This is a genomic window from Elioraea sp., assembly GCF_051860475.1.
Taxonomy (GTDB): Bacteria; Pseudomonadota; Alphaproteobacteria; order Acetobacterales; family Acetobacteraceae; genus Elioraea.
In genome coordinates, this window is sequence record NZ_JBHYDW010000048.1 from 1 (window position 1) to 26,810 (window position 26,810).

The 26,810-nt window shown below is 69.4% G+C and carries 26 protein-coding genes; 9 read left to right on the plus strand and 17 right to left on the minus strand.

From position 1 onward, the window contains the following. Positions 1–271: IS110 family transposase (locus ACTIFU_RS10620; protein ID WP_439578279.1), on the minus strand; the 271-nt coding region annotated here is incomplete at its 3' end. A 252-nt stretch (positions 272–523) separates the two neighbouring features. Between ACTIFU_RS10620 and ACTIFU_RS10625 the strand changes: the two genes are divergently transcribed. Continuing rightward, a complete protein-coding gene (locus ACTIFU_RS10625) occupies positions 524–1,105 on the plus strand; it encodes a LemA family protein (protein ID WP_439578280.1) in 582 nt (193 codons plus the stop codon). A 10-nt stretch (positions 1,106–1,115) separates the two neighbouring features. Beyond that, positions 1,116–3,041, plus strand: coding sequence for a DUF2207 domain-containing protein (locus ACTIFU_RS10630; RefSeq protein ID WP_439578281.1), 1,926 nt, complete (start codon positions 1,116–1,118; stop codon positions 3,039–3,041). A gap of 133 nt (positions 3,042–3,174) precedes the next feature. On the opposite strand, the gene ACTIFU_RS10635 is transcribed toward ACTIFU_RS10630, so the two are convergent. From ACTIFU_RS10635 to ACTIFU_RS10680, 10 genes are all read right to left on the minus strand, one after another. Further along, the gene (locus tag ACTIFU_RS10635; RefSeq protein ID WP_439578282.1) at positions 3,175–3,939 is read right to left on the minus strand and encodes an SDR family NAD(P)-dependent oxidoreductase; all 765 of its coding nucleotides are present in this window, start codon (positions 3,937–3,939) and stop codon (positions 3,175–3,177) included. A gap of 5 nt (positions 3,940–3,944) precedes the next feature. After that, positions 3,945–5,072, minus strand: a complete 1,128-nt coding sequence (locus ACTIFU_RS10640) for an amidohydrolase family protein (RefSeq protein ID WP_439578283.1) — start codon at positions 5,070–5,072, stop codon at positions 3,945–3,947. A gap of 123 nt (positions 5,073–5,195) precedes the next feature. Then, on the minus strand, positions 5,196–6,059 hold the full coding sequence (locus ACTIFU_RS10645; RefSeq protein ID WP_439578284.1) for a substrate-binding periplasmic protein: 864 nt from the start codon (positions 6,057–6,059) through the stop codon (positions 5,196–5,198). A gap of 53 nt (positions 6,060–6,112) precedes the next feature. After that, complete coding sequence (locus ACTIFU_RS10650; RefSeq protein WP_439578285.1) at positions 6,113–6,790, minus strand: amino acid ABC transporter permease; 678 nt, start codon at positions 6,788–6,790, stop codon at positions 6,113–6,115. 3 nt (positions 6,791–6,793) lie between these two features. After that, positions 6,794–7,495, minus strand: a complete 702-nt coding sequence (locus tag ACTIFU_RS10655; RefSeq protein WP_439578286.1) for an amino acid ABC transporter permease — start codon at positions 7,493–7,495, stop codon at positions 6,794–6,796. Between the two features lie 4 nt (positions 7,496–7,499). Beyond that, positions 7,500–8,279 (minus strand): amino acid ABC transporter ATP-binding protein, encoded by a 780-nt coding sequence (locus ACTIFU_RS10660; RefSeq protein WP_439578287.1) that lies wholly within the window; start codon positions 8,277–8,279, stop codon positions 7,500–7,502. A 151-nt stretch (positions 8,280–8,430) separates the two neighbouring features. Continuing rightward, positions 8,431–9,219: an ABC transporter permease gene (locus tag ACTIFU_RS10665; protein ID WP_439578288.1), complete on the minus strand. Its 789-nt coding sequence runs from the start codon at positions 9,217–9,219 to the stop codon at positions 8,431–8,433. Continuing rightward, positions 9,216–9,989 (minus strand): ABC transporter ATP-binding protein, encoded by a 774-nt coding sequence (locus tag ACTIFU_RS10670; protein WP_439578289.1) that lies wholly within the window; start codon positions 9,987–9,989, stop codon positions 9,216–9,218. The genes ACTIFU_RS10665 and ACTIFU_RS10670 overlap by 4 nt, the downstream gene beginning before the upstream one ends. After that, positions 9,986–11,050, minus strand: a complete 1,065-nt coding sequence (locus ACTIFU_RS10675; RefSeq protein ID WP_439578290.1) for an ABC transporter substrate-binding protein — start codon at positions 11,048–11,050, stop codon at positions 9,986–9,988. The genes ACTIFU_RS10670 and ACTIFU_RS10675 overlap by 4 nt, the downstream gene beginning before the upstream one ends. Positions 11,051–11,080: 30 nt before the next feature. Further along, positions 11,081–12,145 carry an LLM class flavin-dependent oxidoreductase gene (locus ACTIFU_RS10680; protein ID WP_439578291.1) on the minus strand — a complete coding sequence of 355 codons (1,065 nt, stop codon included), beginning with the start codon at positions 12,143–12,145 and terminating at the stop codon, positions 11,081–11,083. Positions 12,146–12,259: 114 nt separating this feature from the next. Here ACTIFU_RS10680 and ACTIFU_RS10685 point away from each other — a divergent pair, with 114 nt between their 5' ends. After that, positions 12,260–13,420 (plus strand): M24 family metallopeptidase, encoded by a 1,161-nt coding sequence (locus ACTIFU_RS10685; protein ID WP_439578292.1) that lies wholly within the window; start codon positions 12,260–12,262, stop codon positions 13,418–13,420. Positions 13,421–13,442: 22 nt separating this feature from the next. On the opposite strand, the gene ACTIFU_RS10690 is transcribed toward ACTIFU_RS10685, so the two are convergent. Together ACTIFU_RS10690 and ACTIFU_RS10695 are read right to left on the minus strand one after the other, a co-directional pair. Next, entirely contained in the window at positions 13,443–13,979 is a 537-nt protein-coding gene (locus tag ACTIFU_RS10690) for a flavin reductase family protein (RefSeq protein WP_439578293.1), read from the minus strand. Positions 13,980–14,683: 704 nt separating this feature from the next. Then, the gene (locus ACTIFU_RS10695) at positions 14,684–15,661 is read right to left on the minus strand and encodes a LysR substrate-binding domain-containing protein (RefSeq protein WP_439578294.1); all 978 of its coding nucleotides are present in this window, start codon (positions 15,659–15,661) and stop codon (positions 14,684–14,686) included. A 108-nt stretch (positions 15,662–15,769) separates the two neighbouring features. On the opposite strand from ACTIFU_RS10695, the gene ACTIFU_RS10700 reads away from it, so the two are divergent. From ACTIFU_RS10700 to ACTIFU_RS10710, 3 genes are read left to right on the plus strand one after another with little or no spacing between them, the layout of a single operon-like run. After that, positions 15,770–16,744, plus strand: coding sequence for a Bug family tripartite tricarboxylate transporter substrate binding protein (locus tag ACTIFU_RS10700; protein WP_439578295.1), 975 nt, complete (start codon positions 15,770–15,772; stop codon positions 16,742–16,744). 10 nt (positions 16,745–16,754) lie between these two features. Further along, positions 16,755–17,885, plus strand: a complete 1,131-nt coding sequence (locus tag ACTIFU_RS10705; protein WP_439578296.1) for a mandelate racemase/muconate lactonizing enzyme family protein — start codon at positions 16,755–16,757, stop codon at positions 17,883–17,885. 14 nt (positions 17,886–17,899) lie between these two features. Beyond that, the gene (locus ACTIFU_RS10710; protein ID WP_439578297.1) at positions 17,900–19,336 is read left to right on the plus strand and encodes a sulfatase-like hydrolase/transferase; all 1,437 of its coding nucleotides are present in this window, start codon (positions 17,900–17,902) and stop codon (positions 19,334–19,336) included. A gap of 106 nt (positions 19,337–19,442) precedes the next feature. Here the strand turns inward: ACTIFU_RS10710 and ACTIFU_RS10715 are convergent, their stop codons facing one another. From ACTIFU_RS10715 to ACTIFU_RS10730, 4 genes are all read right to left on the minus strand, one after another. Further along, positions 19,443–20,297, minus strand: coding sequence for an ion transporter (locus ACTIFU_RS10715; RefSeq protein WP_439578298.1), 855 nt, complete (start codon positions 20,295–20,297; stop codon positions 19,443–19,445). Positions 20,298–20,361: 64 nt separating this feature from the next. After that, complete coding sequence (locus ACTIFU_RS10720; RefSeq protein ID WP_439578303.1) at positions 20,362–20,817, minus strand: 23S rRNA (pseudouridine(1915)-N(3))-methyltransferase RlmH; 456 nt, start codon at positions 20,815–20,817, stop codon at positions 20,362–20,364. Positions 20,818–20,825: 8 nt separating this feature from the next. Then, positions 20,826–21,842, minus strand: a complete 1,017-nt coding sequence (locus ACTIFU_RS10725) for a nicotinate-nucleotide adenylyltransferase (RefSeq protein ID WP_439578299.1) — start codon at positions 21,840–21,842, stop codon at positions 20,826–20,828. Positions 21,843–22,018: 176 nt separating this feature from the next. After that, entirely contained in the window at positions 22,019–23,302 is a 1,284-nt protein-coding gene (locus ACTIFU_RS10730) for a glutamate-5-semialdehyde dehydrogenase (RefSeq protein ID WP_439578300.1), read from the minus strand. Between the two features lie 229 nt (positions 23,303–23,531). Here ACTIFU_RS10730 and ACTIFU_RS10735 point away from each other — a divergent pair, with 229 nt between their 5' ends. From ACTIFU_RS10735 to ACTIFU_RS10745, 3 genes are all read left to right on the plus strand, one after another. Further along, positions 23,532–24,737, plus strand: coding sequence for an amino acid ABC transporter permease (locus ACTIFU_RS10735; RefSeq protein WP_439578301.1), 1,206 nt, complete (start codon positions 23,532–23,534; stop codon positions 24,735–24,737). 4 nt (positions 24,738–24,741) lie between these two features. Next, positions 24,742–25,905 carry an amino acid ABC transporter permease gene (locus ACTIFU_RS10740; protein WP_439578302.1) on the plus strand — a complete coding sequence of 388 codons (1,164 nt, stop codon included), beginning with the start codon at positions 24,742–24,744 and terminating at the stop codon, positions 25,903–25,905. Between the two features lie 103 nt (positions 25,906–26,008). Further along, the gene (locus tag ACTIFU_RS10745; RefSeq protein WP_439578304.1) at positions 26,009–26,737 is read left to right on the plus strand and encodes an amino acid ABC transporter ATP-binding protein; all 729 of its coding nucleotides are present in this window, start codon (positions 26,009–26,011) and stop codon (positions 26,735–26,737) included. The last annotated feature ends 73 nt before the right edge of the window (positions 26,738–26,810 follow it).

Below are 26,810 nucleotides of genomic sequence, written 5' to 3' on the forward strand. Positions count from 1 at the left end.
GCTGACCGAGCGCCTTGGCGAAGGCGCGGATCTGCGCCGGGTTGACCACCACCACTGGCAGTTCGGCGGCGGCGAGCGCGGCGGCAACGACGACCTCGACGCCGCCGGTGGCTTCCAGTGCGACCAGCTGCGGGGCGAGCGCGCGCAAGCGCTCCACCAACTGATCGAGCCCTACGGCGTTGCGTGCGACGGTGAAGGTCTCGCCGCTCGGGCGGACATGCACGTCCAGCCGATCCTTCGAGACGTCGATGCCGATGATGGTGGGTTCCATGGCGACCCGTCCTTGCTGAAGCGGGCTTCGCATTGCGCGGCCCGGGCGACTGTACGGGTTCGATGGAACGACGGGCGGGGCCCCAGGCTTTCCCACGGCCTCGCGCGGCCCAGGGCCAGTCGGGCTCCCGCCCGCCACCGCAACCGTCACTCTATGACGATTGCGGACACCAGAGTTACAAGGGCCTCCCGGCCCTTTCCCCAGGTTGCCTTCTGGCCTTACGCTGCCGGGGCAAGACCTGCCGGGGGTGTGATGGACGTGATCTGGATCCTGCTCGCGCTCGCCGCCGTCGTCGTCGGCTACGTCATCGTCACGTTCAACCAGCTCGTTTCGTTACGAAATCGTGTGCGCGAGGCGTGGTCGGACATCCAGGTGCAGATGAAGCGCCGCTACGACCTGATTCCCAACCTGGTCGAGACGGTGAAGGGTTACGCCGGGCATGAGCGCGGCACGCTGGAGAGCGTGGTCAAGGCGCGCGGCGAGGCGATGGCCAACACGGGCGATCCCGCCAGCCAGGCACGCTCGGAGAACATGCTTCAGGCGACGCTGAAGTCGCTGTTCGCGCTGGTCGAGAACTATCCGCAGCTCAAGGCGGATGCGAACTTCGCCAAGATGCAGGCGGACCTGACGGACACCGAGAACCGCATCAAGATGGCGCGCCGCTACTACAACGGCTCGGTGCGCGATCTGAACATCAAGGTCGAGCAGTTCCCCTCCAATCTGGTCGCGCGGCAGTTCAGTTTCGTCCAGGCGCAGTTCTTCGAGCTCGACGAGGACGAGGCGGTGGCCGCTTCCCGCCCGGTGCGCGTCGATTTCGGCGCGCAGCGCAGCTAGGGGTTGACCGGTGCGGCTGCCTTACCGGGGACTGGCGCGGCTTGCCGTCGCGGCTACGCTGCTGCTGCTGGCCCTTGCGGGTCCGGCAACGGCGCAGCGTGTTGAGCACATCCGCGAGTTCACCGCGCGGATCGAGGTGCAGTCCGACGGGTCGGTCGAAGTGACCGAGGAGGTCGAGGTGCTCGTGCTCGGCCATGCGATCAAGCGCGGGATCTTCCGCGACCTGCTGCTCGGCTCGGTCGATCCGTTCGGGCTGATCTCGCCGAAGTTCGAGGTGCTGGAGGCGCTGCGCAACGGCGAGCCGGAGACCTACCGGACGGAGAGCCGAGGCGACTTCCTGCGGATCTATCTCGGCCAGCAGGACGTGCTGCTGCAGCCGGGCATGTACCGGTATCGCCTGCGATACCGCATGGCAGAGCAGGTCGATTTCCACGAAGGCTACGACGAGATCTACTGGAACGCGAACGGAACGGGCTGGCGGTTCGTCACGCTGAGGGTTCAGGCCGAGGTCGTGCTGCCGCCGGGGGCGCGCATCCTCCAGCACGCCGCCTATACTGGACACGCCGGCGATCAGGGGGGCGACTTCCGGGTGGCCGGCCAGACCGACCGGAGCATCCTGTTCGTCACCACGAGACCGCTGGCGGCTGGCGAGAATCTGACGGTCGCGATCGGCTTCCCGAAAGGCATCGTGACCCCGTCCGATCGATTTCAGTGGCTGGTCTGGCTGATGGGCCAGAACCCCATCGAGGTCGCGGGCGTGCTGTTGCTGGTGCTGCTCGGCTACTACACCGTGGTGTGGTTCCGGGTCGGCCGCGACCCGAGGGCCGGCGTGATCGTGCCGATCTACCAGCCGGAACTGCCGCCGGCGGCGATGCGCTACATCCGCCGCATGGGCTTCGACAATGATTGTGTGGCGGCCGCGCTGCTCAATCTGGCGGTGAAGGGCCATGTGCGATTCGAGGAAGACGCGAAGAACAAGCTCACCCTTCACCGCGTGCTGGCGCCGGAGGGGGCGCCCGAGCCGTCGCCCGGCGAGGCGACCCTGCTCTACGGCATCTTCGGCAACCGCGCGAAGGTGGAGCTGGACGACAAGAACCAGGCGATCCTGTCGCGGGCGAAGTCCGCGCTGCAGAAGCACTTCGACAAGACCTTCAACCGGGTATTCTTCCGCCGCAACTTCGGCTGGTTCGTGCTCGGCATGGTGCTGACGGTGCTGGGCTGGATCGTGGTATCGCTGACCCAGCCGGAGCTCTTTTTCGCCTTCCCCATGGTCGCCTGGGTCGGCGGAGTCGCCTTCATGTTCATGGTGGTGTTCCGCCAGTTCTGGCACCACCTGAGCGTATGGAGGGCCGGCGGCGAGTCCATCCACCTGATCACGTGGATCATCTGCGCCGTGATCCTGGTGCCGATCAGCGTCTTCCTCGGCACCGCGATCGTCACGACCAGCGGCGAACTCGGATGGGAGGTGAGCGCGGCCGTGCTGGCGCTCGGCGCGGTCAACACGCTGTTCCATCATCTGCTGAAGGCGCCGACCGCGGTCGGCCGGACCGCGCTCGACGAGATCGAGGGCACAAGGCGCTATCTGACGGTGGCCGAGGCCGACCGGCTGCGCTTCCACAACCCGCCCGACCGCACGCCCGAGCATTTCGAGGCACTGCTGCCCTATGCGGTCGCGCTCGGGGTCGAGACGGACTGGACGCGCCAGTTCAGCGGCGTGCTCGAACGCGCCTCGGCAGCCCGGGGCGAGCGCGAGTATCGCCCGCACTGGTACCGCGGCTCGCGCTTCAGCGGTGCCCGCGTCTCGTCGCTCGGTCAGGCGCTGAGCAGCAGCTACAGCAGTGCCTCGGCGCCGAAGTCGAGCGGTTCCAGCAGCGGTTCCCGCGGCGGCGGGTCGAGCGGCGGTGGCCGCGGCGGCGGCGGCGGCGGGGGGTGGTAGTGCGTCCGTTCGGAGCGCGCGCCCGCGTCACGACGATCCGTGACCATGCGGGAGCCCGGAGCCCCGCGCGCGATGCCGCCATGCCTGGCCGACCATGGCTCAGCGGCAAGGCTCGGCGGAATCATCGGCGGCATCAGTAGATCGTCCAGCCGCCGTCCACGATCAGGGTGTGGCCGACGATGTAGCGGCCGGCATCCGAGACCAGGAGCAGGATCGGGCCGACGAGGTCCTCGGGCCTGCCCATCCGCCCGGCTGGAATGTGCGCGAGCGCGCGCTCGATCCGGCCAGGCTCGGACTTCATCGAGGTGATGAAGGGCGTGTCCATCAGCCCGGGCGCCAGCGCATTGACGCGCACGCCGTAGCGGGTCCAGTCGAGCGCCAGCGCCCGTGAGAGCTGCACCACCGCTGCCTTGCTCGCGCAGTAGGCCGGCCGGCCGTCGAGCGGGGTGATTGCGCCCTGCGAAGCGACGTTGACGATCGCGCCGCCGCCGCGCTCGATCATGTGGCGGCCGAACGCGCGGTTCCAGAAGAAGAGCGCGCGCAGGTTCACATCCATCAGCGCATCGAACTCATCCGGCGTGGTCTCGAGCGCGTCCTTGCGCAGCGCCCGGCCGGCCGCGCAGAGCAGGATGTCGACACGCCCGAACCGCTCGACGCTGGCGGCGTGGGAGTGCTCGATGACGCCGAGATCGGCGACATCGCCGACGACAGTGAGCAGCGCATCGCCCTCGCCCGGGGCCGCATCGGCGAGCGCGGCGAGCCCGTCGGCGTCGCGATCGACGGCGACGATCGCGGCCCCGGCCTCCGCCATCGCCAGCGCCATCGCGCGGCCGAGTCCGCTCGCCGCGCCGGTGACGACGGCGGTGCGGCCGGAGAGGTCGAAGACACCCGGCGGCATCGCCGTCAGTCCGTGCCGGGCGCGCGTCGGCGCGCGAGCCGCTCGCTGATCCCGAGCAGGCGGTCGACGTTGCCCCCCAGGATCCTGTCCTTCTCGCCCGCGGTCAGGAACGTGGAGTGCCGCCGCACGTAGTCCAGCGACTGCTTGTAGGTGCAGAATCGCTCGACGTTCGGCGCATCCGACCCCCAGACCAGCTTGTCGGCGCCGAACAGGTCGCGCATCCCGCGCAGTAGGGCCTGCGCCTCGGGGTAGGGATAGTCCCACCTGCCGCCCCAGGTGATCGGGAACATCACCTCGATCAGCAGGTTCGGGTGGCGATACGCCGCGAGCACCTCGTCGGGGAACTCCCAGCGCCCCGACATGCCGTAGAGCCCGACCGGCGGGCCCATCACCAGCACCCAGCGGATGTCCGTGTAGCTGTCCATCAGCCGCTTCAGGCCGATCATGTTCGCCACATAGCTTGCGCCGTCGTAGTCCGGCGTGGGCGGCGCCTCGAAGAACACCGGCAGCTTCCACGTGTTCACCCGGCTCCAGAACGGTTCGAGTGCGGGGCTGTCGAAGCGGATGTCGAAGTCGTAGCGCGCGAAACCATCGAGCGCGAAGTAGACGGCGTTCAGCCCAAGAGAACGGTGTGCCCGCTCGAGCTCCGCGAGCCCCGCCTTCGTGTGCGCGCGCGCCTCGTCCAGGTTCAGCAGGGCCGTGAACCGCTCGGGGTACTGGGTCTGCGCGAAGGCGTTGTAGTCGTTCATCGCGCCATATCCGCCTCCGGCCTGCAGTACCGCGTGGTCGACGCCACCGACCATCATGTTGGCGAGCATCAGCTCGGGCGGGGCGACGATCTCCTGCATGCCCACCGGCATGTACTGCACGGAGTAGTCCTCGCCGTCGACCATGAAGTCCAGCCGGCCATAGATGCCGACGCGGAAGTTCACATCCTTGAGCCCTGACCACCCGTTCCGTCCCTTGTGGAACAGCAGCGACCCGGAGACCTCGGTCCCGTCGCGGACACGGAACACGCGTGACGAGGTACGGGTCTGGACCTTCTGCATGTAGCGCCGGTGGATCTCGCGCGACGAGTGCCCGCATGGTCCCGCCCAATGCTGAAAAACGTGGGCATGGCAGTCGATGATCATCTCCGTTCCTCACGCGCATCCTGTTTGGTGGGGCCGCGCCTCCCGGCATGATCCCGGGGTCGCGTCCCATCGTGCGCGGGGTCCGGTGCGCCGGACCCCGCGGCTCGCCGGAACCGCGCCGGCTCAGGTGAGCTGGGCGATGTAGTGGTCGTAGGTGCGCTGGATCGCGCCGTTCTCGGTCATGAACGCGCCCCACATGTCGAGGAACTGCTTCCAGGCATTGTCGCCGTAGCGGATCGCCCATGTGTTCGGACGCTTGTCGAACGGATTGGCGGGATCGATCACGTGGGCCCAGCTCGCGTTGCGCTTCGCGAAGGCGAGCGCATCGCTGTCGCCGGTGACATAGACGGTCGCACGCCGGGTGCGGACCGGCTCGGCCGCGAGGACCTGCTGGCCGGTCACCGCCGTGAACTTCGCGCGCGGGAACAGGATCGGCATGCGCTGCTCCTCACTCGCGCCGGCGCTGACAGAGAACGTGACATCCTCGCGGTTGAGGTCCTCGACCGTGCGGAAGCGCTGGACATCGTCGCGATGGACGACCGCGAGGCTGCCCTTCGACCACAGCGGGCCGATGTAGTTGCTCACCAGCGCGCGCGGCACGGTATAGGTGAGCGATGAGCCGTAGAGATCGTAGTCGCCGCGCCGGAGGCCCACGGTCGCGTTGGCGAACGAGACCTCCACCCATTCCACCGTCATCTCGAGGTCGCGCATCAATGCCTCGACCAGGTCCTTGTAGATGCCCTGGAGCTGGTTGCTGCGCGGGTCCCGGAAGAACCAGACCGGCGTCTGCGAGTAGCCGACGCGCAGCGTGGCGCCCTTCCTGAGCTTGTTCATCACCGAATTCGGATCGATTCCCGTCTCCAGGATCTGTGCGGCCGCCTCCTTCACCGGGAACGCGGCACCGATCGCGCCGACCGCCGCGATGCCGCCCAGCAGCGCCGTGCCCGTGACCAGCCGGCGCTTCGCGTTGTCCAACGTCTCGTCCATGATCACCTCCGCTCTCGCCGCACCGCGGGGGCAGCCGGTGCGGCGTGTCGTGCCTAGATCCCACCCCCAAGTCCGAAGCGTCTGCGCAGCCGCTCGGCGAAGTGCCGCGCCGCCGCCGAGACGGCGAAGATCATCGCCACATAGATCAGTGCGATGCAGGTCAGCACCTCGATGGGCTCGAACCATTGGTGCACGATCCGCATCCCCTGGTACATGAGGTCGGGGATGGCGATGACCGACACCAGCGTCGACGACTTGATGACGACCGCGAGCTGATTGACGATCGAGGGCGCCATCGTCAGCACGGCCTGCGGCAGCACGATCCGCCGGAAAGCCTGAGTCTCGTCCATCCCGACGGCGAGGGCCGCCTCGCGCTGACCTGAGGGCAGGCCCTCGATTCCGGCGCGGAAGGTCTCGGCGAGATAGCCGCTCGACTGGAGCGCGAGCGCGATGATCCCGGCGCCCATGACCGTATCGGGGAAGCCGAACAGCTCAGGCCAAGCATAGTTGACCCAGAGCAGCTGCACGAAGATCGGCGTGGCACGGCAGAACTCGGTATAGGCGAGCGCGAGACCGCGCAGGTAGGGCACATAGAGCCGGATCAGGCACGCGACGAGCCCGAGCATGAGGCCGAGCAGGAAGGCCGCGACACAGACCTGCGCCGTGATCGCAAGGCCGGCGGCGATCAGCTCGCGGTTGCCCCAGACCAGCCGTTCCGCGTTGCCCAGCATCGCTCAGGCCCAGCCTCGCCGGCGCCACCGGTCGGTGAGCAGCCGCACGCTCGTGGTCGCGGCGATGATGATCGCGCAGTACATCAGTGCCGCGCCGGTGTAGAGCGGCAGCGGCCGCATCTCGTAGGACGAGATCATTGCCACCCGATACATCACGTCCTCCACCGCGACGAGCGAGATGAAGGACGTCGCCTTGAACAGCGACACGTACTGGTTCAGCGCCTCGGGCAGCATCCGGCGCACCGCCTGCGGCCCGACGATGCGGCGCGCGATCAGCCCGCGCGTCATGCCGACCGCACGCCCGGCCTCGACGTGGCCCACGGGCACCGACAGGATGCCCGCGCGCACCGTCTCGGCAAGGAACCCGCTATAGGCGAGTCCGAGCGCGAACACGGCGGAGAGCACGGGATCGAAGGTGACGCGGACGCCGCTCGCCTTGGTGAGCAGGATCGGCACCACGTAGTGCAGCCAGATCAGCAGAACGTATTCCGGCACGTTGCGGAACAGCTCGGTATGCGCAACCGCGACGCCGCGCAGCAGCCCGAGCCGTGACAGCCGCGCAAGGCCGACCGCGACTGCGATCGCGGTCGAGAGCAGGGCGCCGAGCGCGAACACGAGCATGTTCTTGAGCAGGCCCTGGGCCAGCGTCGCCCGGTACTCCCAGAACAGGCCCGGATCGAGCGACTGCGCCAGGGCGTCGAGCATCGCGCTAGTGCAGCACGCGGACGAGGAAGCGGCGGCAGGCCTCGCTGCGCGGTGATCCGAGCACCGCACCGGGCGGGCCGTCCTCCTCGACGCGGCCCTCGCTGAGGAACAGCACGCGGTCGGCGACGTCGCGGGCGAAGCCGATCTCGTGCGTCACCACGATCATCGTCGTGCCATCGCGCGCGAGCGCCCGCATGACGTCGAGCACCTCGCCGGTCAGTTCCGGGTCGAGCGCGGAGGTGGCCTCGTCGAACAGCATGACCTTGGGCTGCATCGCGAGCGCGCGCGCGATCGCGACGCGCTGCTGCTGCCCGCCGGAGAGCCGGGCCGGGTACTCGTCGGCCTTCTCCGCCAGGTTGACCTTGGCGAGCAGGTCGCGTCCGAGCGCGATCGCCTCCTGGCGCGCGAGCCCCTTCACGCGCAGCGGCGCCTCGATGACGTTCTGCAGCGCGGTCATGTGCGGCCACAGGTTGAACTGCTGGAACACCATGCCGAGGGCGGCGCGCTTGCGGGCGAGGTCGCGCGCGCTGTCGGGCTCCCTGCGGCCGTCGCGGCCGAGATGGAACCCCATCGGCACCCCGTCCACCCAGACCTCGCCGCCGGTCGGCGCCTCCAGGTAGTTCAGGCAGCGCAGCAGGGTGCTCTTGCCGGAGCCGCTCGCGCCGATCACCGCGACGACGGTGCCGACATCGACATCGACGGTGATGCCGCGCAGCACCTCCGTGTCGCCGAACGACTTCCTCAGGCCGCGCACGCTCAGGATGCACGGGGTTCCGTCTGCCATCCCCTCGCCTTCTTGCTCGACGCGCGGCCCGGTCAGGCTGCCGAACCGCGCGAGTGAACCATCCGTGCGCCGGATGAGGCAACAGCAACGGCGCGTTGCCACCCCGACCGCGCTGTCGCCGCGCAACCCAGGCGGCGCGGAGCGGGATGCCTCATGCCCGGAAATGCTCCTCGGCCTTGGCCCAGAACACGACGCGGGCCTCGATGCTCCGAAGCGTCCAGTGCAGCGAGACGCCCATGATCGAGAGCACGACGAACAGCGCGAAGGCGGCGGCGATGTCGAGCGCGAAGTTCGCCTGAAGGATCAGGAAGCCGACACCCCGGTTGGCGCCGACGAACTCCCCGACAATCGCGCCGATCACGCTGAAGACGATGGCCGTGTTCAGCCCGGCGAAGATGAACGGCAGCGCGTTCGGGAAGCGCAGGTACCGCAGCACCTGCCAGCGGCTCGCCGACAGCGCGCTCATCAGGTCGAGCCGATCCTGATCGACCGACTTCAGCCCGGCGATGACGTTGACGAGCACAGGGAAGAGCGAGACCAGGGCGACGATGATGATCTTCGACTCGATGCCGAAGCCGAACCACACGATCATCAGCGGCGCGATCGCGACCTTCGGCACCGTCTGAAGCGCGACGATATAGGGGTAGACGATACGCTCGGCGGTGGGAAAGACGACCACCCAGACGCCGAGTGCGATGCCCAGTGAGCTGCCGGCAAGGAAGCCGGCCACCGCCTGGAACGCGGTGATGGCGGCGTGGCCAAGGTAGTTCGCTTCCGCGAAGCCGCGGAAGAATGCGCCCGCAACGGCGCTCGGGGCGGGCACCAGGTATGGCGGCACCTCGAAATGCCACACCACCCACTCCCACACACCCACGAACAGCCAGAAGACTGCAGCCGGCATCAACGCCCCGCGCAGCAGCGAACGCATGGGCGCGGTCACAACGCGACTCCCTGTCCGCCGAGCAGGAGGCGCACCCGCCGCACCAGCTCGCCGAACTCCGGTGTCAGGGTATCGTCCAGGCTGCGCTCGCGCGGGATGGCATTCTCAATCACCTCCAGGATCCGTCCCGGACGCGGTGACATCACGACGATCCTGTCGGCGAGGAACACCGCCTCCGGGATCGAGTGGGTGATGAACAACACCGTCTTGCGGCTGGCCGCCCAGATGCGCTGCAGCTCCAGGTTCATCTGCTCGCGCGTCATCGCGTCCAGCGCGCCGAACGGCTCGTCCATCAGCAGCAGCGGCGCGTCGTGCACGAGGGCGCGCGCGATCGCGGCGCGCTGCTGCATCCCGCCCGAGAGCTCATACGGGTAGTTGCTTGCGAAGCCGGCGAGCCCGACGAGGTCCAGCAGCGCGAGCGCCCGGTCGCGGTACTCGACGCGCGGCAGCCGCAGCACGTCCGCCGGCAGCAGCACGTTGTCGAGGACGGTCCGCCATGGCAGCAGGACCGGGCTCTGGAACACGATGCCGACATCGCTCCTCGGTCCGGTCACGGGCTTGCCGTAGAGGCTGATCCCGCCGCGTGTCGGCCGCCGCAGCCCCGTCACGAGCTTGAGGAGCGTGCTCTTGCCGCAGCCGGACGGGCCGACCAGCGCGACAAACTCCCGATCCGCGACATCGAGATCGACCGACGCCAAGGCCTCGACGGCCGCTTCGCCGCGACGGAACACCATGCCGACATCGCGGATGGCCAGCGCCGAGTGCGTCATCCAGCCGCGCGGGCACGCGCAACGATCGGGGCGGTATCCATCTGGTTGATCGGCTCGATCAGGTCGGTGGTGTAGAGCCCGCTGCTCTCGACCGGACGCTCCAGGAGCTGCTGCTGCACCATGAAGGCCTGCATCGCGTCCCACTGCTGCAGGGTCATGTCGCCCCACTGCACCGAGGGGTCATCCCAGCGCTTCCACAGCTCTGAGGCGCGACGCACGACATAAGAGGCGCGCGTGAGGGCCTCGTCCTCCGAGATCCCCGTCGGCTTGGTGAACATCTTCCAGTGCTCACGCACGGCGGCCTGCGGGGCGATCTGGCAGAAGATCGAGCCAGCGATCACGCCGCGCAGCGAGCTGATCATGGTGTCGCGATTGTCGCGCAGGAACGTCGCATTGGTGATGAGGACGGAGCTCGGTTGTTCGCGCGTGAAGTAGCGGAGCCGGAACCCCAGGGTCTCGATGATCGCGTGCTGCGCCCGGAACAGCGACAGCGCCTGCACGCGGCCGGCACGCAGGGCCGCCGCCGCCGCGGCGCCCACGCCGACGGGGATCAACTCGACCCCGGTCTGCGGATTGATGCCTGCTTCGGCCAGCATCGCCCGGAGCGAGGGAAGGGCCCCCGAGGCGAGGTTGGCAACACCGATTGCCTTGCCGCGCAGATCGCCGAGACTGCGGATCGGACTGTCCTCCGGCACCACAACTTCGTAGATGTTCCCCCGGTCCTGCAGATAGACCGCGACCACGGGCAGCGTCGGATTGCGCGACTTCGCCAGGATCAGCGTCTCCATCCCGACATAGCCGAGCTGCACCTGGTTGGTCGCGACCAGCTGAAGAGTCGCCGCGGAACCGGCCGCGGTGCCGAACTCGGCGTCGACTCCCTGCTCCTGGTAGAAGCCGAGCGGGATGCCGAGGAAGAGAAAGCCGTGATAGGCCTCGACCGTTGCCGACGCACCCCACACGCGCACTTTCGGCCTGGACTGCGCCAGAGTACGGCCGGCACCGCCAAGCGCCATCCCGGCCAGGCTACCGCCTGCGAGGGTCCGTCGCGTCACGTTCATCATCGCCTGTCTCCTTCGCGTTGAGCTTGCCCGTCAGTTGGTGAAGCGCGGGATCACGTGCTTGCCGATCAGTTCGATCGACCGGATCACCTGGTCATGCGTGGTCCGGCCGGCCTGAAGGAAGAAGATGAACTGATCGATCCCGATCTCCGCCCACTTCTCGACCTGGCGCGACACCGTGTCGGGATTTCCGCCGATCGCCATCGCGTCCTCGATCAGCTGCTCGTCGCTGCGGCTCGCGATCTTGTCGGTGACGCGGTTCAGCCCACCATCGGTGGCAAACCGTACCTTGTTCAGCGCGGCGTCGTTGTCACCGTAGTACCAGCGCGCGGCGGCGCATCCGACCGCGCGTCCACGGGCGTCGTCGGTGTCCACGCAGCCGATCGCGAACACCCCGGTCTGATCGTTCTTGACCCTGGCTACCAGGGTCGACGGGTCCGCGTTGCGCATGCCCTCGCGAAACGCGCGCACGAACGGTGCCGTCTCGTCGGGGGTGTTGCGCGTCACGCCGATGCAACCGAAGCCCTGGAGGCCGGCGAACGTCCAGGAGTCGAGCGCGGACGCGGCGACCCAGAGCGGCGGATGCGGACGCTGGATCGGCTTGGGGATGACGTGGCGCGCCTTGAGCACGTAGTGCTGCCCCTCGTAGCCGGGAAACAGATCGTGCTCGAACATGCGCAGCACCGCCTCCATCGCCTCGCGGCCCATGTCGCGGCCCTTGGCGGGATCAAAGCCGAGGCCCTCGACCACATACGGCGTGGTCCCACGCCCGGCCCCGAACTCGCAGCGGCCGTTGCTCAGGATGTCGAGTGTCGCGACGCGTTCGGCCACGAAGAAGGGGTTGTGCAGCGGCATCAGGATCACCGAGAAGCCGAGCCGCATCCGGCTGGTCCGCTGGCTGATGGCGGCGAGCACCATCTCCGGGGTCGGACAGTGGCCGATCTCCTCGAAGAAGTGCTGCTCCGTGATCCAGAAATTCGAGAATCCGGCCTGCTCCCCGGCGACCGCCTGCTCGATGCAGTTCCAGAACGCCTCCCGCTCGGTCGTCTCCGTCCAGGGACGCGGCATCTGCAGTTGCGTCATCAGGCCGAACTTCATCCGGTCACGCTCCCCCGCTGTATTCCGGAACGCTATGGGACCTCACATGGCGCGTCCAGACCCTTTCCCGCTGATACAACTCGTCCTAGCGTGCGCGCGCAGGGAGGGCGCCTCATGTCGAAGCACGATTTTTCCGCTACCGAGTTCATCGATCGCCTGACGCGCGCACGCGCTGCGGTCGCGGCGGCGAAGCTCGACTGGATGGTGCTGTTCCATCCGGTCTCGATCCTGTGGCTTACCGGGGGCGAGGCGAAGTCGTACCGGGCGTTCCAGTGCCTGCTGCTCGCGGCCGACGACCGTCCGCTCACCATGATCACCAACGGAACCGATGTCGCGGAGTGGCGCGACGACAGCCGCGCCGACGAGGTCATCGGCTGGGCGGGACCAGAGCCCGAGGATCCGATCGAGGTGTTTGCCCGCGTCGCGCGCGCCCATGGCCTGCTCGACGCCCGGGTCGGCATCGAGGTGCCGGGGTTCTACCTCCATCCCTCGCACTACACGCGCATCCGCGATCTGCTGGGTGGTGCGCTGGTTGCTGAACCCTCGAACCTGATTCACGAACTGAAGGCCGTGAAGTCACCTGCCGAGCTCGCCTTTGTCCGCGAGGCCGCGGCTCGTGCCGACGCCGCCATGACCGCGCTGTTCGGCGCCATCCGCGACGGGGCGATGGAGCTCGAACTCGCGGCCGAGGCGCATCGTGCGCTGCTGGCCTCGGGCTGCACCCTGCCGGCAAGCCAGATGAACCTCGTGACCGGCGAGCGGCTCTGCTACCCCATCGGCGGGCCGACGCAGCGCCGCATGGCGCGTGGCGATGCCGGAACGGTCGAGGTCGGCGCCGCGTTCAGGCGCTACACGGCCACGCTCGGGCGGCAGTTCAGCCTGGGCGAGCCGTCACGGCGGGTGCGCGAGGTGTTCGCGGTCGTCAAGGATGCCGGCGAGGCGATGCTGGCGGAGATCCGCGACGGCGTGGCCGCGGTCGTGCCGCACGAGGCGGCCAAGCGCGTGATCGCCGCGGCCGGGCTGGATCGCTATCGGCTGCACACCTCGGGCTACGGTCTGGTGCCGGGATTCCCGCCCTCCTGGGGCGATCCGACGATCAACCTGTTCGGCGGCTCGAAATCGGTGCTGCGCGCGGGCATGGTGGTCACGATCGAGCCGCCGGTGTTCATCCATGAGGAGCGGGTCGGAGCACGCATGATCGACAACATCATCGTCACCGAGACCGGCTGCGAGGTGCTGTCGCAGGTGCCCCGCGAGATCGCCGTCCGCGGGTGATCCGCGGCGCCTGGCTGCACGGTCAGCGGTTCCGCCAGCTGATGCCGGGCGGCGCCTTCGCACCCGTCTCGTCCGCAAGGTGCCGATAGCGGCTTGCGAAGAACACGAGCGGAGGCGCGGTCGCGCCGCGCCGTGCGACTGCATTCACCTCGCCGAGAACGATCAGATGGTCCCCGCCCGGATAGCGCGCATGGGTCCGGCATTCCAGCGTCGCGAGCGTGCCCTCGAGCAGCGGCGCGCCGGTTGCCGGGCCGCGCAGATCGGCGAGCCCCTCCCATTTGTCGGTGCCTGCGCGGGCGAACCGACCGGACAGCCCCTCCTGCCCGGCGGCCAGGATGTTGACGGCGAAGGCCTCGGCCGACTCCCAGGCGGGCAGTGATGGCGCGGAGCGCGCCACGCTGAACAGGACGAGCGGGGGCTTGAGGGACACCGCATTGAACGAGTTGACCGTCATGCCGACGCGCGTTCCATCGGCGCGCCGCGTCGTGACGATGGCGACACCGGTGGGAAACAGGCCGAGCGTCTGACGGAACTCGCGCGGATCAAGCTCTGCTGGCATGCGCCGAAATCTGCGATGAGGCGGATGTGCCGGCAAGGTTTCTGCCCGGAGCACACGGGTTCGGCCTGCGCGCAGGGGATCGCGCGCGACGCTGACGGGTCCGATCGCGGCGTCCCTGCTGCAGGGTCCGATGTCGCTGCCGCGCGCCCTGCCGGGCATCGCCCGGCCAGGCGACGTCAAGACGTCTCCGGAGCATTGCCGCCACCGGCTCCGCGCCGGACGCCCGACCGCGACGCGCCGCCGACCGCGACGTTGACGGAGGCGCAGTGGACGCGCGTGGTGGCGCCGAGGCGCCGCCAGTGGTCTCTCCGATCCAGCGGATTTCCCGAAGGCATCCATGGGGTCAAGCTGTTGGGATGAGAGCGTGCCTCATCGTCTCGGTCACTCCGAAAGATCGCATTCGCCTTGAAGCGATCCTCGCGGATCGCGACACCCGGCAGAAGCCCGCCGGCGACGCTTGAGTGGGGGAGTCCACCATGATCCGTTGGGCACACCGCAGGTGGTGATGGGCAGTTGTGCGGCCGAACCGGTTGGAGGCGCCCGCCACGCGGTGCCGCTGGCCGAACGCGACCGGCTGCTGGCGCGGATCGCGCCCCACCGAATTTCATCCTGCGGGGACTGCACGCCGAGCTGCACGAGCGCGGCACCAGGGTCAGCTCAGGCGCGGTGTGGCGCTTTGTGAGCAGCCCGAGCCTGAGGGACTGTCAGGAATTCCGTGTGGGACCGGGATGGTCATGGGTTGAGCCGGTCCTGGACCGGGATGGCGAACCGCGCCCCTGGCGACGAGCTGCTGGAGGATCCGCCTGCGCGCACTCGTGCACGAGTGCGGCGAAGTGTCGCAGCACAGGCGTGACGCGGTCTCGGGGCCAGATCAGCAGCAGTTCCGCGCGTGGGGCGGCGTGGTCGAGCGCCACGAAGACCACGTCCCGCCCGGCGATCTCGACCGCCGAGGCCGGCACGAGTGCGACACCGACGCCTGCCCCCACCAGCCCGAGGGCGGTATGGATCGTGTTCACCTCCTGGGCGATCCGCGGCGCGAAGCCGGCGCGCAGGCAGATGCTCATCAACGCCTGGTGGAACGACGGCGCCCGGTCGCGCGGGAACGCGATGAAACCCTCGCTCGCAAGCTCGGCGAGTCTGCGCTGGCGGGCCTCCGCCCAGCGATGGCCGCGCGGCAGGGCCCACAGGAACGGCTCGCGGAACACGACCTCGCTGTGCAGCCCCTCGCCGAACTGGGCGCGGCGGATCAGGCCCAGATCGATCCGGCGATTCTCCAGCGCCGCCAGTTGCTCGGCTGGTGTCGCCTCCCGCAAGGTCAGCCGGATGTCGGGAAACCGAGCGCGGAACGCGCGCACGACACGCGGCACGAACGCATAGCCGGCCGAGTGCACGAACCCCACCGTCAGCTCGCCCAGTTCGCCTCGCTCGGCGCGGCGGCTCGCCTCGGCCATCTCCGCGGCATCGGACAGCAGACGCCGGGCCCGCTCGAGGAACGCGGCGCCGGCCGCCGTGAGCTCGACCGAACGGCGGGTGCGATGGAACAGCATGACCCCGATCTCGCGCTCCAGGTCGCGGATCTGCTGACTGAGCGGTGGCTGGGAGATGTGCAGGGCGCGGGCCGCGCGGCCGAAGTGCAGCGCCTCGGCGACGGCCACGAAGTACCGGACGTGGCGGAGCTCCATCTGATATTCCATACCTTTCACAGACGACTGAAAGAGATATTGGACGAAACATTCAGGCACGCGAAACTGCGCCGTCCATGCGGCAACTTCAGCGAGAGGCGGTGCACGATGACGCTGCGCATCCGACGACGCGACGTGTTGGCGATCGGCCTGGCGTGCCTGGTCGGCATGCCCGGGGTCGCCATGGGGTATCCGGAACGCCCGGTGACGCTGGTGGTCAACTCCGCGCCTGGTGGCGGCGCTGACATCCTCGCGCGAGCGCTGGCGGACGGCCTCGGTTCCGCGCTCGGCGGGCGCGTCATCGTCGAGAACCGGCCCGGCGCGGGCGGCAATTTGGCCGCCGGGCAGGTGGCGCGGGCGCGGGCGGACGGCTACACGGTTTACGTTGCGGACTCGGGCACGCTTGCGATCAACCCGACGCTCTATGCCTCCCTGCCGTTCGATCCGACGCGCGACTTCGAGGCGGTCGCGAGGCTCGCGTCGTTCCCGATCGTGATCGCCGCACATCCGTCGACGGGGTTCCGCACGTTGCAGGACCTGATCGCGGCCGCGAAGGCGGCGCCGCATACCATCGACTACGCGTCCACCGGTGTGGGCTCACCGCAACATCTCGCTGCCGAACTGCTGCAGAGCGCGGCCGGCATCGAGCTGGTGCACGTGCCCTATCGCGGCGGGGCGCCCGCCGCGGCTGACCTGATGGCCGGACATGTGCGGGTCGGGTTCATCGGCATCCCGCCGCTCGCTCCGGCGATCCGCGACGGGCGGCTGGTCGGGCTCGGCATCACCGGCGCGACGCGGTCGCCGCTGCTGCCCGACGTGCCGGCCGTTGCGGAAACGGTTCCCGGGTTCGAGGCGCGGGTCTGGTTCGGCCTGTTCACCCCGCGCGGCACGCCCGCGGCCGTGCACGAGCGCCTGACGGCGGCCGCGGCAGCGGCGATGGGCGCGCCTGCCATGACGGAGATGCTCGACCGGCTCGGCTACGCGGCGTTCCCCGGCACGGCCGAGGAGCTGCGTGCCTTCCTCGCCGCCGAGATCGCGCGCTGGGGTGAGGCCGTGCGCCGCTCCGGTGCCAAGGCCGAGTGACAGCCCGCCGATGCGGATCACCGAGGTCAAGACTTACGTCCTGAGCGCCGATCTCGCGACGCCGTTCGCGTATTCGCAGGGCTGGTACGACCGACGCATGGCGCTGATTGTCGAGGTCGTCACCGACCAGGGAATCAGCGGCTTCGGCGAATGCTACGGCCCGCCGCGCCCGAACCGCGGCGTGGTGGAGGCGTATGCCCCGCTGCTGATCGGCGAGTCGCCGTTCGCGATCGAGCGGCATTGGGAGCGCCTCTACAATCATCTCCGCGACCATGGCCGCAAGGGCCTCGCCGTGCAGGCACTGAGCGGCATCGACATCGCACTCTGGGACCTCAAGGGCCGGGCGCTCGGGTCGCCGATCCACAGCCTGATGGGCGGACCGTTGCGCACCCGCGTGCAGGCTTACGCGACCGGCCTGTATCGCCGCCGCCGCGACAATCACGAGGCGTATCTGCGCGAGGAGGCAGCGTCCTACGCGGCGGACGGCTTCACCGCGATGAAGCTCAAGACCGGCTGGGGCGTCGCCGAGGATGTCGCGTTGACGCGCGCCCTGCGCGACGAGATCGGTCCGGCGATCGGGCTGATGGTCGATGCCAACCACGCCTATGACGCCGCCGATGCGATCGCCTATGCCCGCGCGGTCGAGGACCTCGACATCGCCTGGTTCGAGGAGCCGGTCGCGCCCGAAGATCACGAGGGCTATCGGGAGCTGAAGGCCGCGACGCGCATCCCGGTCGCCGGCGGGGAGTGCGAGTTCACCCGCTGGGGCTTCCGCCGCTTCCTGACCGAGCGCCTGGTGCACGTGCTTCAGCCCGACACATGCAGCGCCGGCGGGCTTTCGGAGTGCAAGAAGATCGCCGACATGGCCGCCGCCTTCGGCGTGCGCTACGTGCCGCACTGCTGGGGCACGGGCATCGCGCGCGCGGCAGCGCTGCAGCTGCTCGCGGTGTTGCCGCACAATCCGCCTGGGCTCTGCGCGACCGAGCCCTTGCTCGAGTTCGACATGAGCGAGCATCCGATCCGCGATGCTGTCACCACTGTGCCGATCGTCCAGCGTGACGGCTGGGTCGACGTCCCGACCGGACCGGGCCTCGGGATCGAGGTCGACCGCGCGGCGCTCGAGCGGTTCCGCGCCGACTGACCGCGGCGGCACGCATGAAACCGGCAAACCTTCTCGTCGTCATGGCGGACGAGCACAGCCGCAAGGTCGCGGGCTGCTACGGCCACCCCATGGTGCAGACGCCGCAACTTGATGCTCTGGCCGCGCGCGGCACGCGGTTCGCCGCGGCCTACACGCCGAGCCCGATCTGCGTGCCCGCGCGTGCGGCCTTCGCCGCCGGCCGTTACGTCCACCAGGGCGGCTGGTGGGACAATGCGCATCCCTTCGATGGTCGTGTCCCGAGCTGGCAGAGCGTCCTGCGCGACCGCGGCCACGAGGTCGTTTCCGTCGGCAAGCTGCATTTCCGTGGCGAGGGCGATAACGGCTTCGCGCAGGAGATCCTGCCCATGCACGTCGTGGACGGCGTGGGCGACGTGCTCGGGCTGATCCGCGATCGCGTGTTCGAGCGCGGTGCGGCGTACAAGATGGCCGCGCTGGCCGGACCGGGGGAGAGCTCCTACACCACCTATGACCGCGAGATTGCCGCACGCGCGCAGGCGTGGCTGCGCGCGCACGCGGACCGCCGTTCGGCCCTCCCATGGGTACTGTTCGTGTCGTTCGTCACGCCGCATTTTCCCCTGACGGCGCCGCCGGAGTTCTATGAACGCTACGATCTGGCCAGGATCGGGCTGCCCAAGCTGTACCGGCCCGAGGAGCGACCCCGCCATCCGTTTCTCGAGGATTACGCGAACTCCCTCGCCTATGACCGCCACTTCGACGAAGCCTCTGTGGCGCGCGCGCTGGCGGGCTATTACGGGCTGTGCAGCTTCGTCGATGACCTCTTCGGCCAGTTGCTGACGACCCTGGAAGCATCCGGCCTTTCTGCGAAGACACGCGTGGTCTACCTCAGCGACCATGGCGACAATCTCGGCGCCCGGGGGCTGTGGGGAAAGTCCACGATGTACGAGGAGTCGGTCGGCGTTCCTCTGGTCATGGCGGGACCGGACATCGCGCCCGGCGTGGTCGTCGAGCGGCCGGTGAGCCTGCTCGACATCGTGCCGTTCATCCTCGCCAGCGTCGGCGCGCGGCCCGATGCCCTGCCGGGCATGGTCGGCCGGCTGCTCTTGAGGCCAGACGTTGCCGATGCCCCCGTGTTCTCCGAGTACCACGCGACCGGCTCGCGCACAGGGGCGTTCATGCTGCGGAACGGACCGCTGAAGTACGTCTACTACCCGCGCTACCCCGAACAGCTCTTCGATCTGGAGAAGGATCCGGAGGAGACGACCGATCTCGCTGCGGAGCCTGCCTACGCGGCAAGGAAGGAGGCTCTGCGCGAAGCGCTGTGGCGCATCTGCGATCCCGACGCGGTCGATCGTCGAGCGCGCGCCGACCAGCGGGCACTCATCGAACGACTGGGCGGCGAGGAGGCGATCCTCAGGCGTGGCGATTTCGGCTTCTCGCCCCCGCCCGGCGAGAAGGCCGCGTTCAGTTGATGGAGCGGGCGCGGGGACGATCTGCGGAGGGGGGGCGACCTCGTCCCCCCACACCCTGAAAGAAGCTCTTGGGGGGACCACGCTGGTCCCCCCAAACCCCCCTGCACTACCGCGACCCGACCGACGCCCGCAGCGCGGCCAACTCGTCGCGCAGCACACGCAGCTCGCGCATCACCTCGGCAGGCTCCAGCGTGCGCGGAGCGTCCGCGGCGGCGAGCGCGGCCGCCTCCTCGTCGCGCTGCTTCCGGAGCGTCTGGATGCTCTCGATGATCACGCCGATGAACAGGTTCAGCATCACGAAGGTCGCAATCAGGATGAAGGGCACGAAGAAGATCCAGGCCTGGGGCGAGACCTCCATCACCGGCCGCACGATCCCCATCGACCAGCTCTCGAGCGTCATGATCTGGAACAGCGAGTACATGCTCTCGCCGATCGTGCCGAAGAACTCGGGATGCGTGTCGGCGAACAGCTTGGTCGCGATCACCGCGGCGACGTAGTACAGGATGATCATCAGCAGCGCGATCGCGCCGATCCCCGGCACCGCATGCAGCATCGCCTCCACCACGATGCGCAGCCGCGGCATCATGCTGATCAGCCGCAACACGCGCAGCACCCTGAGCGCGCGGAGGACCGAGAGCGGACCGGTCGCCGGCAGCCAGGCGATGCCGACGACGATGAAGTCGAACAGACCCCAGGGGTCGCGGAAGAACCGGCCGCGGAACGCGTAGATCCGCGCCGCGATCTCGACCGTGAAGATCCAGAGCATGATGCGGTCCAGCGCGACCAGCACGTCGCCGAACGCGGCCATCGCCCGCGCCGAGGTCTCGAGCCCCAGCACCGCGGCGTTGGCGACGATCAGCGCCATGATGACGCCCTGCACCAATGGGCGCAGGATGAATCGGGCGGTTGCGGCACGCGCCCCCTCCTCGCGCCGATCCTGCGCTGTCAGAACTTCCTGCATCGTGTCCCCTCTGCTGCTGACCCGGCCGGAGATGGGGGAACGGGGCGGCGAAAGAAAGGCCCGCTCAGGGCCGCCCGGCGCGGTGATAGGGATGGCCGCGCAGCAGGCTGTCGGCGCGGAACAGCTGCTCGGCCAGCATCGCGCGCACCAGCAGATGCGGCCAGGTGGCGCGGCCGAAGGCGAGCACCTGGGCCGCGCGGGCGATCACGGCGGCGTCGAGGCCCTCGGCCCCGCCGATCGCGAAGGCGAGCGTGCGGCCGGCCTCGCGCCAGCGCGCGAGCCGTGCCACGAACGCCTCGGTCGTCGTGTCCGCCCCGCCGAGATCGAGCGCGACCAGCACCGCGCCGTCCGGTATGGCGGCAAGGATTGCCTCGCCCTCGCGGCGCTTGGACTCGGCCGGGCCGCCCCGTGCCTCGGCGATCTCCACCAGACGTGGCGGCGGGCGCAGCCGGCCGGCGTAGCGGTCGAACAGCGCCTGCTCCTCGCTGCCGCGGCCCCGCCCGACCGCGATGACCACGATCGGCGGGATCAGGCGAAGCGCGCCTCGTCGCCAGGCAGGGTCACGCCCCACATCTTCTCGAGCGCGTACTGGGCGCGCGCCTCGGGCCGGAACAGGTGCACGACGACGTCGCCCGCATCGATCAGCACCCAGTCCGAGGCGCCGAGCCCCTCGGTGCGGATGTGGCGCCGTCCGTCGCGCTCGAGCTTCTCGATCAGGTGCTCGGCCATCGCGGTAAGCTGGCGCCCGGCGAGGCCGGAAGCAACCACCATGCGGTCGGCGAAGGACGCCTTGCCGACGAGATCGATCACCACGACGTGCTCGGCCTTGTCGTCCTCCAGGCTGCCGACGATCAGCCGCACCAGGCGGTCGGTGCCGTCCTCGGCGCGGCGCGCCGCCGTCCGCTTCCTCGGCCGCTTGCCTGCCAGCGCCTCGCCGGCTACGCGCGCGGCGCGGATCTCGGTGGCGCTCGCGGGATGCTCGCGCCCGGGCAGCAGCATCCACGCCGGCGGCATCATCAGCGGCAGCGCGCCAGCCCGCGCGGCGCGCACGCGCCAGCGGGCGAGCGCCCGGCTGGCGGTGCCGTGCAGGGCCTTGCGGGTCCAGCCCGGGCGCGGAAACACCACGATCGACACCATGCCGAAGATGTGGCGCCAGCCCTGCCAGCGCGGGATCTGCACCTGGTTGTCCGCGCCCATCAGCCACACGAGGCGCGCGCGCGGAAAGCGGCGGGTCAGCAGGCGCAGCGTCGCCACCGTATAGCGCGTGCCGAGTCGTGCTTCGAGGTCGGTCGCGACGATGCGGGCATTGCCCTCGGCCACCGCGTCGGCGGAAGCGAGCCGGTCGGCGAAACGGCCCATGCCGTTGTCGGACTTCAGCGGATTGCCGGGGCTGACCAGCAGCCAGACGGCGTTCAGGCGCAGCCGCCTGAGTGCGGTCTCGGCGATGTGGCGATGGCCCTCATGGGCCGGGTTGAAACTGCCGCCGAGGATACCGATCCGGCCGCGCCGCCCGTCGCCCCAGCGCGGAATCGCCTGGTGTCGCACGCCGTTCAGCGGGGCTCGGCGCGGGCCGGGATGGGGGGCGGGACGGCGGGCGCCGTCGCGGGGCTTGGGCGCAAGGCGGAGCAGCGCATCGGCGCGAGCTTCCCTCGTGTGGACCGACGCCGGACCCTAGCGCGCCCAGCGTCGGGCCGCCATCGACATGGCACGGGGTCCAGCCCTCACCCGCGGACCTGGCCGGTCCCGATCACGTGGTAGCGGAAGGTGGTGAGCTGCGCCGGCCCTACCGGCCCGCGGGCGTGGATGCGGCCGGTGGCGATACCGATCTCGGCGCCGAAGCCGAACTCGCCGCCATCGGCGAACTGGGTCGAGGCGTTGACGATGCCGATCGCGCTGTCGATGCCGGCGAGGAACGCCTCGGCCGCCGCCGGGTCCTCGGTGACGATCGCATCCGTGTGCTCGGAGCCGTGGCGCAGGATGTGGGCCACGGCCCCCTCGACCCCGTCCACCACCGCGACGTTCAGCACGGCATCGAGCCATTCCGTATCGAAATCGGCCGCTGTAGCCGGCGGCAGATCGGGGCGGAGCGCGCGCGCGCGCGCATCGGCGCGGAAGGCGCAGCCGCGCGCGGCGAGATCGTCGATGATCGGGGGAAGGTGCGTCGCGGCGCAGGCGGCATCCACGAGCAGCGTCTCGGTCGCGCCGCACACCCCCGTGCGGCGCAGCTTCGCGTCCAGCACGATCGCGCGCGCCTTGGCGAGATCGGCCGCCGCGTGCACGAAGGTGTGGCAGCGGCCCTCGGCATGCGCGAGCACCGGCACCCGCGCCTCCGCCTGCACGCGCTCGACCAGCGAACGGCCACCGCGCGGCACGATCACGTCGATCAGGCCGCCGCCCGCGAGCATCGCCGCGACGAAGGCGCGATCCGCCGTTGGCGCCACCTGCACCACCGCCTCGGGCAGCCCAGCCTCGCCGAGCCCCTCGGCAAAGGCGGCATGGATCGCGCGCGCCGAGCCGAGGCTCTCGGAGCCGCCGCGCAGGATCACGGCGTTGCCCGACTTCACCGCGATCGCGCCGGCGTCGGCGGTCACGTTCGGCCGGCTCTCGAAGATCATGCCGATCACGCCAAGCGGGGTGGCGACCCGGCGGATCATCAGCCCGTTCGGCCGCGTCCACTCGGCAAGCACGCGGCCCACCGGATCGGGCAGCGCAGCGACCTCCTCCACCCCGCGCGCCATCGCCTCGACGCGGGCCGGGGTCAGGGCGAGCCGGTCGAGGAACGAGGCCGGCCGGCCGGCGGCCCTGGTCGCGGCCACGTCCTCCTCGTTCGCGGCCAGGATCGCCGCCTCGTGCCGGCGGATCGCCGCGGCCGCCGCCTCGAGCGCCCGCGTCTTGGCGGCAGCATCGGCCCGTGCGATGGCGTGCGCCGCATCGCGCGCCGCGCGCGCCATGTCAGCGAACAGGCTCTCCGTCTCTCCGACCGGGCGAGGTGTAACAACGTTCATCCACGCAGCCTAGCCGAAGCCCGTCAGGCGCGAAACCGCCGGCCACAAGCGATGAGGACCGTTGATCCCGACGCGACTCTGGCACACGCTAGGCAACGCCGCGCACCAGACGCGGCCAGATCGCGTCCCGGCCCGGCCAGTGCCGCGCCGTCGCCGCGGGACGACGGGAGAGGGAGATGAGTGTGGCGGTCGGCGGGATGGCCCGCGCGGAGCAGACGGCACGGGCCTGATGCCGCAGGACGCGATCGCCGATCCCCGCTACGCGCGTGCCGCGCCGCGCCGCGGCGTGCGCCTGTCCTGGCGCGACCCGACGCTGCGCAGCATCGTCTGGCAGATCATCATCGTCGGTATCGTTGCCTTCATCGTCTGGTGGCTGGTGTCGAACACCATGCGCAACCTCGAAGTGCGGCGCATCGCCACCGGCTTCGGCTTCCTCAATCGCGAGGCCGGGCTGCCGATCGGCGAGAGCCTGATCCCCTATACCCCCGCCAACACCTATGGCCGCGCGCTGCTGGTGGGGGTGCTGAACACGCTGCGGGTCGCGGTGATCGGGATCGTGCTCGCGACCGTGCTCGGCACGCTGGTCGGGATCGCGCGGCTCTCGCGCAACTGGCTGCTGGCGAAGCTCGCCGCGATCTATGTCGAGCTGCTGCGCGACCTGCCGCTGCTGCTGCAGCTGCTGTTCTGGTATGCACTGATGCAGGGCTTGCCGGGGCCACGCCAGGCGATCAATCCGTTCGGCTCGGTGTTCCTGTCGAACCGCGGCATCAAGTTCCCCTGGCTGGCCTGGGAGCCAGCGCACACGGCCGCACTGCTGGCGCTGGTCGCGGGGATCGCGGGGACGGTGCTGCTCGCGCGCAGCTTCACCGCGAAGCAGATGGCCACGGGGGTCCGCCCGCGGCTCTGGCCCTGGGGGCTCGGGCTGTTGCTCGGTGTGCCGCTCGTGCTCTGGGCCGCGATGGGCGCACCCTTCAGGATCGACGCGCCGGCGCTGCGCGGCTTCAACTTCCAGGGTGGGGCGACCATCACGCCCGAGTTCGCCGCCCTGCTGCTCGGCCTCGTGCTCTACACCGCGGCCTTCATCGCCGAGATCGTGCGCGCCGGCATCCTCGCCGTGCACTCCGGCCAGTGGGAGGCCGCCGGCGCGCTCGGTCTGTCGCGCGGCGAGCAGCTCCGCCTGATCATCCTGCCGCAGGCGCTGCGCGTGATCATCCCGCCGATGACCAGCCAGTACCTGAACATCAGCAAGAACTCCTCGCTGGCGGTCGCGATCGGCTACCAGGACATCGTCTCGATCGCGAACACGACGCTGAACCAGACCGGCCAGGCGATCGAGGGCATCGCCATCATCATGGCGGTCTACCTGACGATCAGCCTGTCAATCAGCCTGTTCATGAACTGGTACAATGCGAAGATCTCGTTGAAGGAGCGGTGAGACCGTGACACCGCCTCCTGCCCAGACCGCCGTGATCGGCGCCGACGGCATGCCCGTCCCGGCCGAGGAGCCGCGCCGGGCGCCGGTGCTGTCGGTCGGCCTGCTCGGCTGGCTGCGCGCCAACCTGTTCTCGTCCTGGCTGAACACCGCTGTGACGCTGGCGCTTGCCTACTTCCTCGTCTCCTGGGCGCTCGGGCTGCTCTCCTGGGGCGTGATCAACGCGGTCTGGGACGTGCCGGGAACGGGCGCGCAGATCGACACCTCCGCCTGCCGCGCGGTCCGCGGCGAAGGCGCCTGCTGGGCGCTGATCGGCGAGAAGTACCGCTTCATCCTGTTCGGCACCTACCCGTTCGACGAGCAGTGGCGACCCGCGCTGGTCGTGGTGATCTTCGTGGCGCTCTACGTCGTCTCGGCGATGCGACGGTTCTGGAATCGCGGGCTCGGCCTGGTCTGGATCGCGGCCCTGACGGCGATCGGCGTGCTGATGTGGGGCGGCGTCTTCGGCCTCGCCTTCGTCGAGCAGGAGCGCTGGGGCGGGCTGCCGATCACGCTGATCCTGTCGACCTTCGGCATCGCCTTCGCCTTCCCGCTCTCGATCCTGGTGGCGCTCGGGCGGCGGCAGACCTCGATGCCGGCGGTGAAGGCGCTGTGCGTCGTCTATATCGAGCTGATCCGCGGCGTGCCGCTGATCAGCCTGCTGTTCATGGCCTCGGTGATGTTTCCGCTGTTCCTGCCCGAGGGGATGAACATCGACAAGCTCCTGCGCGCGCAGGTCGCGATCATCCTGTTCGCCGCGGCCTACCTCGCCGAGGTGATCCGCGGCGGGCTTCAGGCGCTGCCGCGCGGGCAATACGAGGCGGCGGAAGCGCTCGGCCTCTCCTACTGGCAGAAGACCGGCTTCATCATCCTGCCGCAGGCGCTCAGGCTGGTGATCCCGCCGCTCGTCAACACCTTCATCGGCATGTTCAAGGACACCTCGCTGGTGCTGATCATCGGCATCTTCGACCTCCTGAACACCGCCAAGACCTCGATCATCGAGCCGGCCTGGCAGGGCTTCGGCATCGAGGCCTATCTGTTCGTCTCGGCGATCTACTTCGTGTTCTGCTTCGCGATGTCGAAGTACAGCCAGGATCTCGAGACCGAGTTCAACCGCCACCGCCGGCGCTGAGGCGCCGCACGACCGAGTCGGGAGAGACAGGATGCAGGAGCGAGCCGCACGATCGGACGAGGCACCGCTGGTGCGCAGCGGCGTGAACGCCGCCGCCAACCCGATGATCGAGCTCGTCAATGTCAACAAGTGGTTCGGCGCGCTTCACGTGCTGCGCGACGTCAACCTGACCGTCGCCGAGCGCGAGCGCGTGGTGGTCTGCGGCCCCTCGGGCTCGGGCAAGTCCACCATGATCCGCTGCATCAATCGGCTCGAGCAGCACCAGGAGGGCCAGATCGTCGTCGACGGCATCGAGCTGACCGACGACCTCAAGAACATCGACGCCATCCGCCGCGAGGTCGGCATGGTGTTCCAGTCCTTCAATCTGTTCCCGCACCTCACGATCCTGGAGAACTGCACGCTCGCGCCGATCTGGGTGCGCAAGATGCCGAAGAAGGAGGCCGAGGAGCTCGCGATGGAGTTCCTCACCCGCGTGCGCATCCCCGAACAGGCGCAGAAATACCCCGGCCAGCTCTCGGGCGGCCAGCAGCAGCGCGTGGCGATCGCGCGCGCGCTCTGCATGCGCCCGAAGATCATGCTGTTCGACGAGCCCACCTCCGCGCTCGACCCGGAGATGATCAAGGAGGTGCTCGACGTGATGGTCGAGCTTGCGCAGTCCGGCATGACCATGGTGGTGGTGACGCACGAGATGGGCTTCGCGCGTACGGTGGCCGACCGTGTGGTGTTCATGGACCAGGGCGAGGTGGTGGAGGTCGGCGCGCCGACCGAGTTCTTCGCCAACCCGAAGTCCGACCGGCTGAAGATGTTCCTCAGCCAGATCCTCGGGCACTGATACCAACTCCCACTGATCAGAACCGATGCGCCCAGTCGCGGAGGCCGATGGACGTGATGCGCCAGGGCTGGTC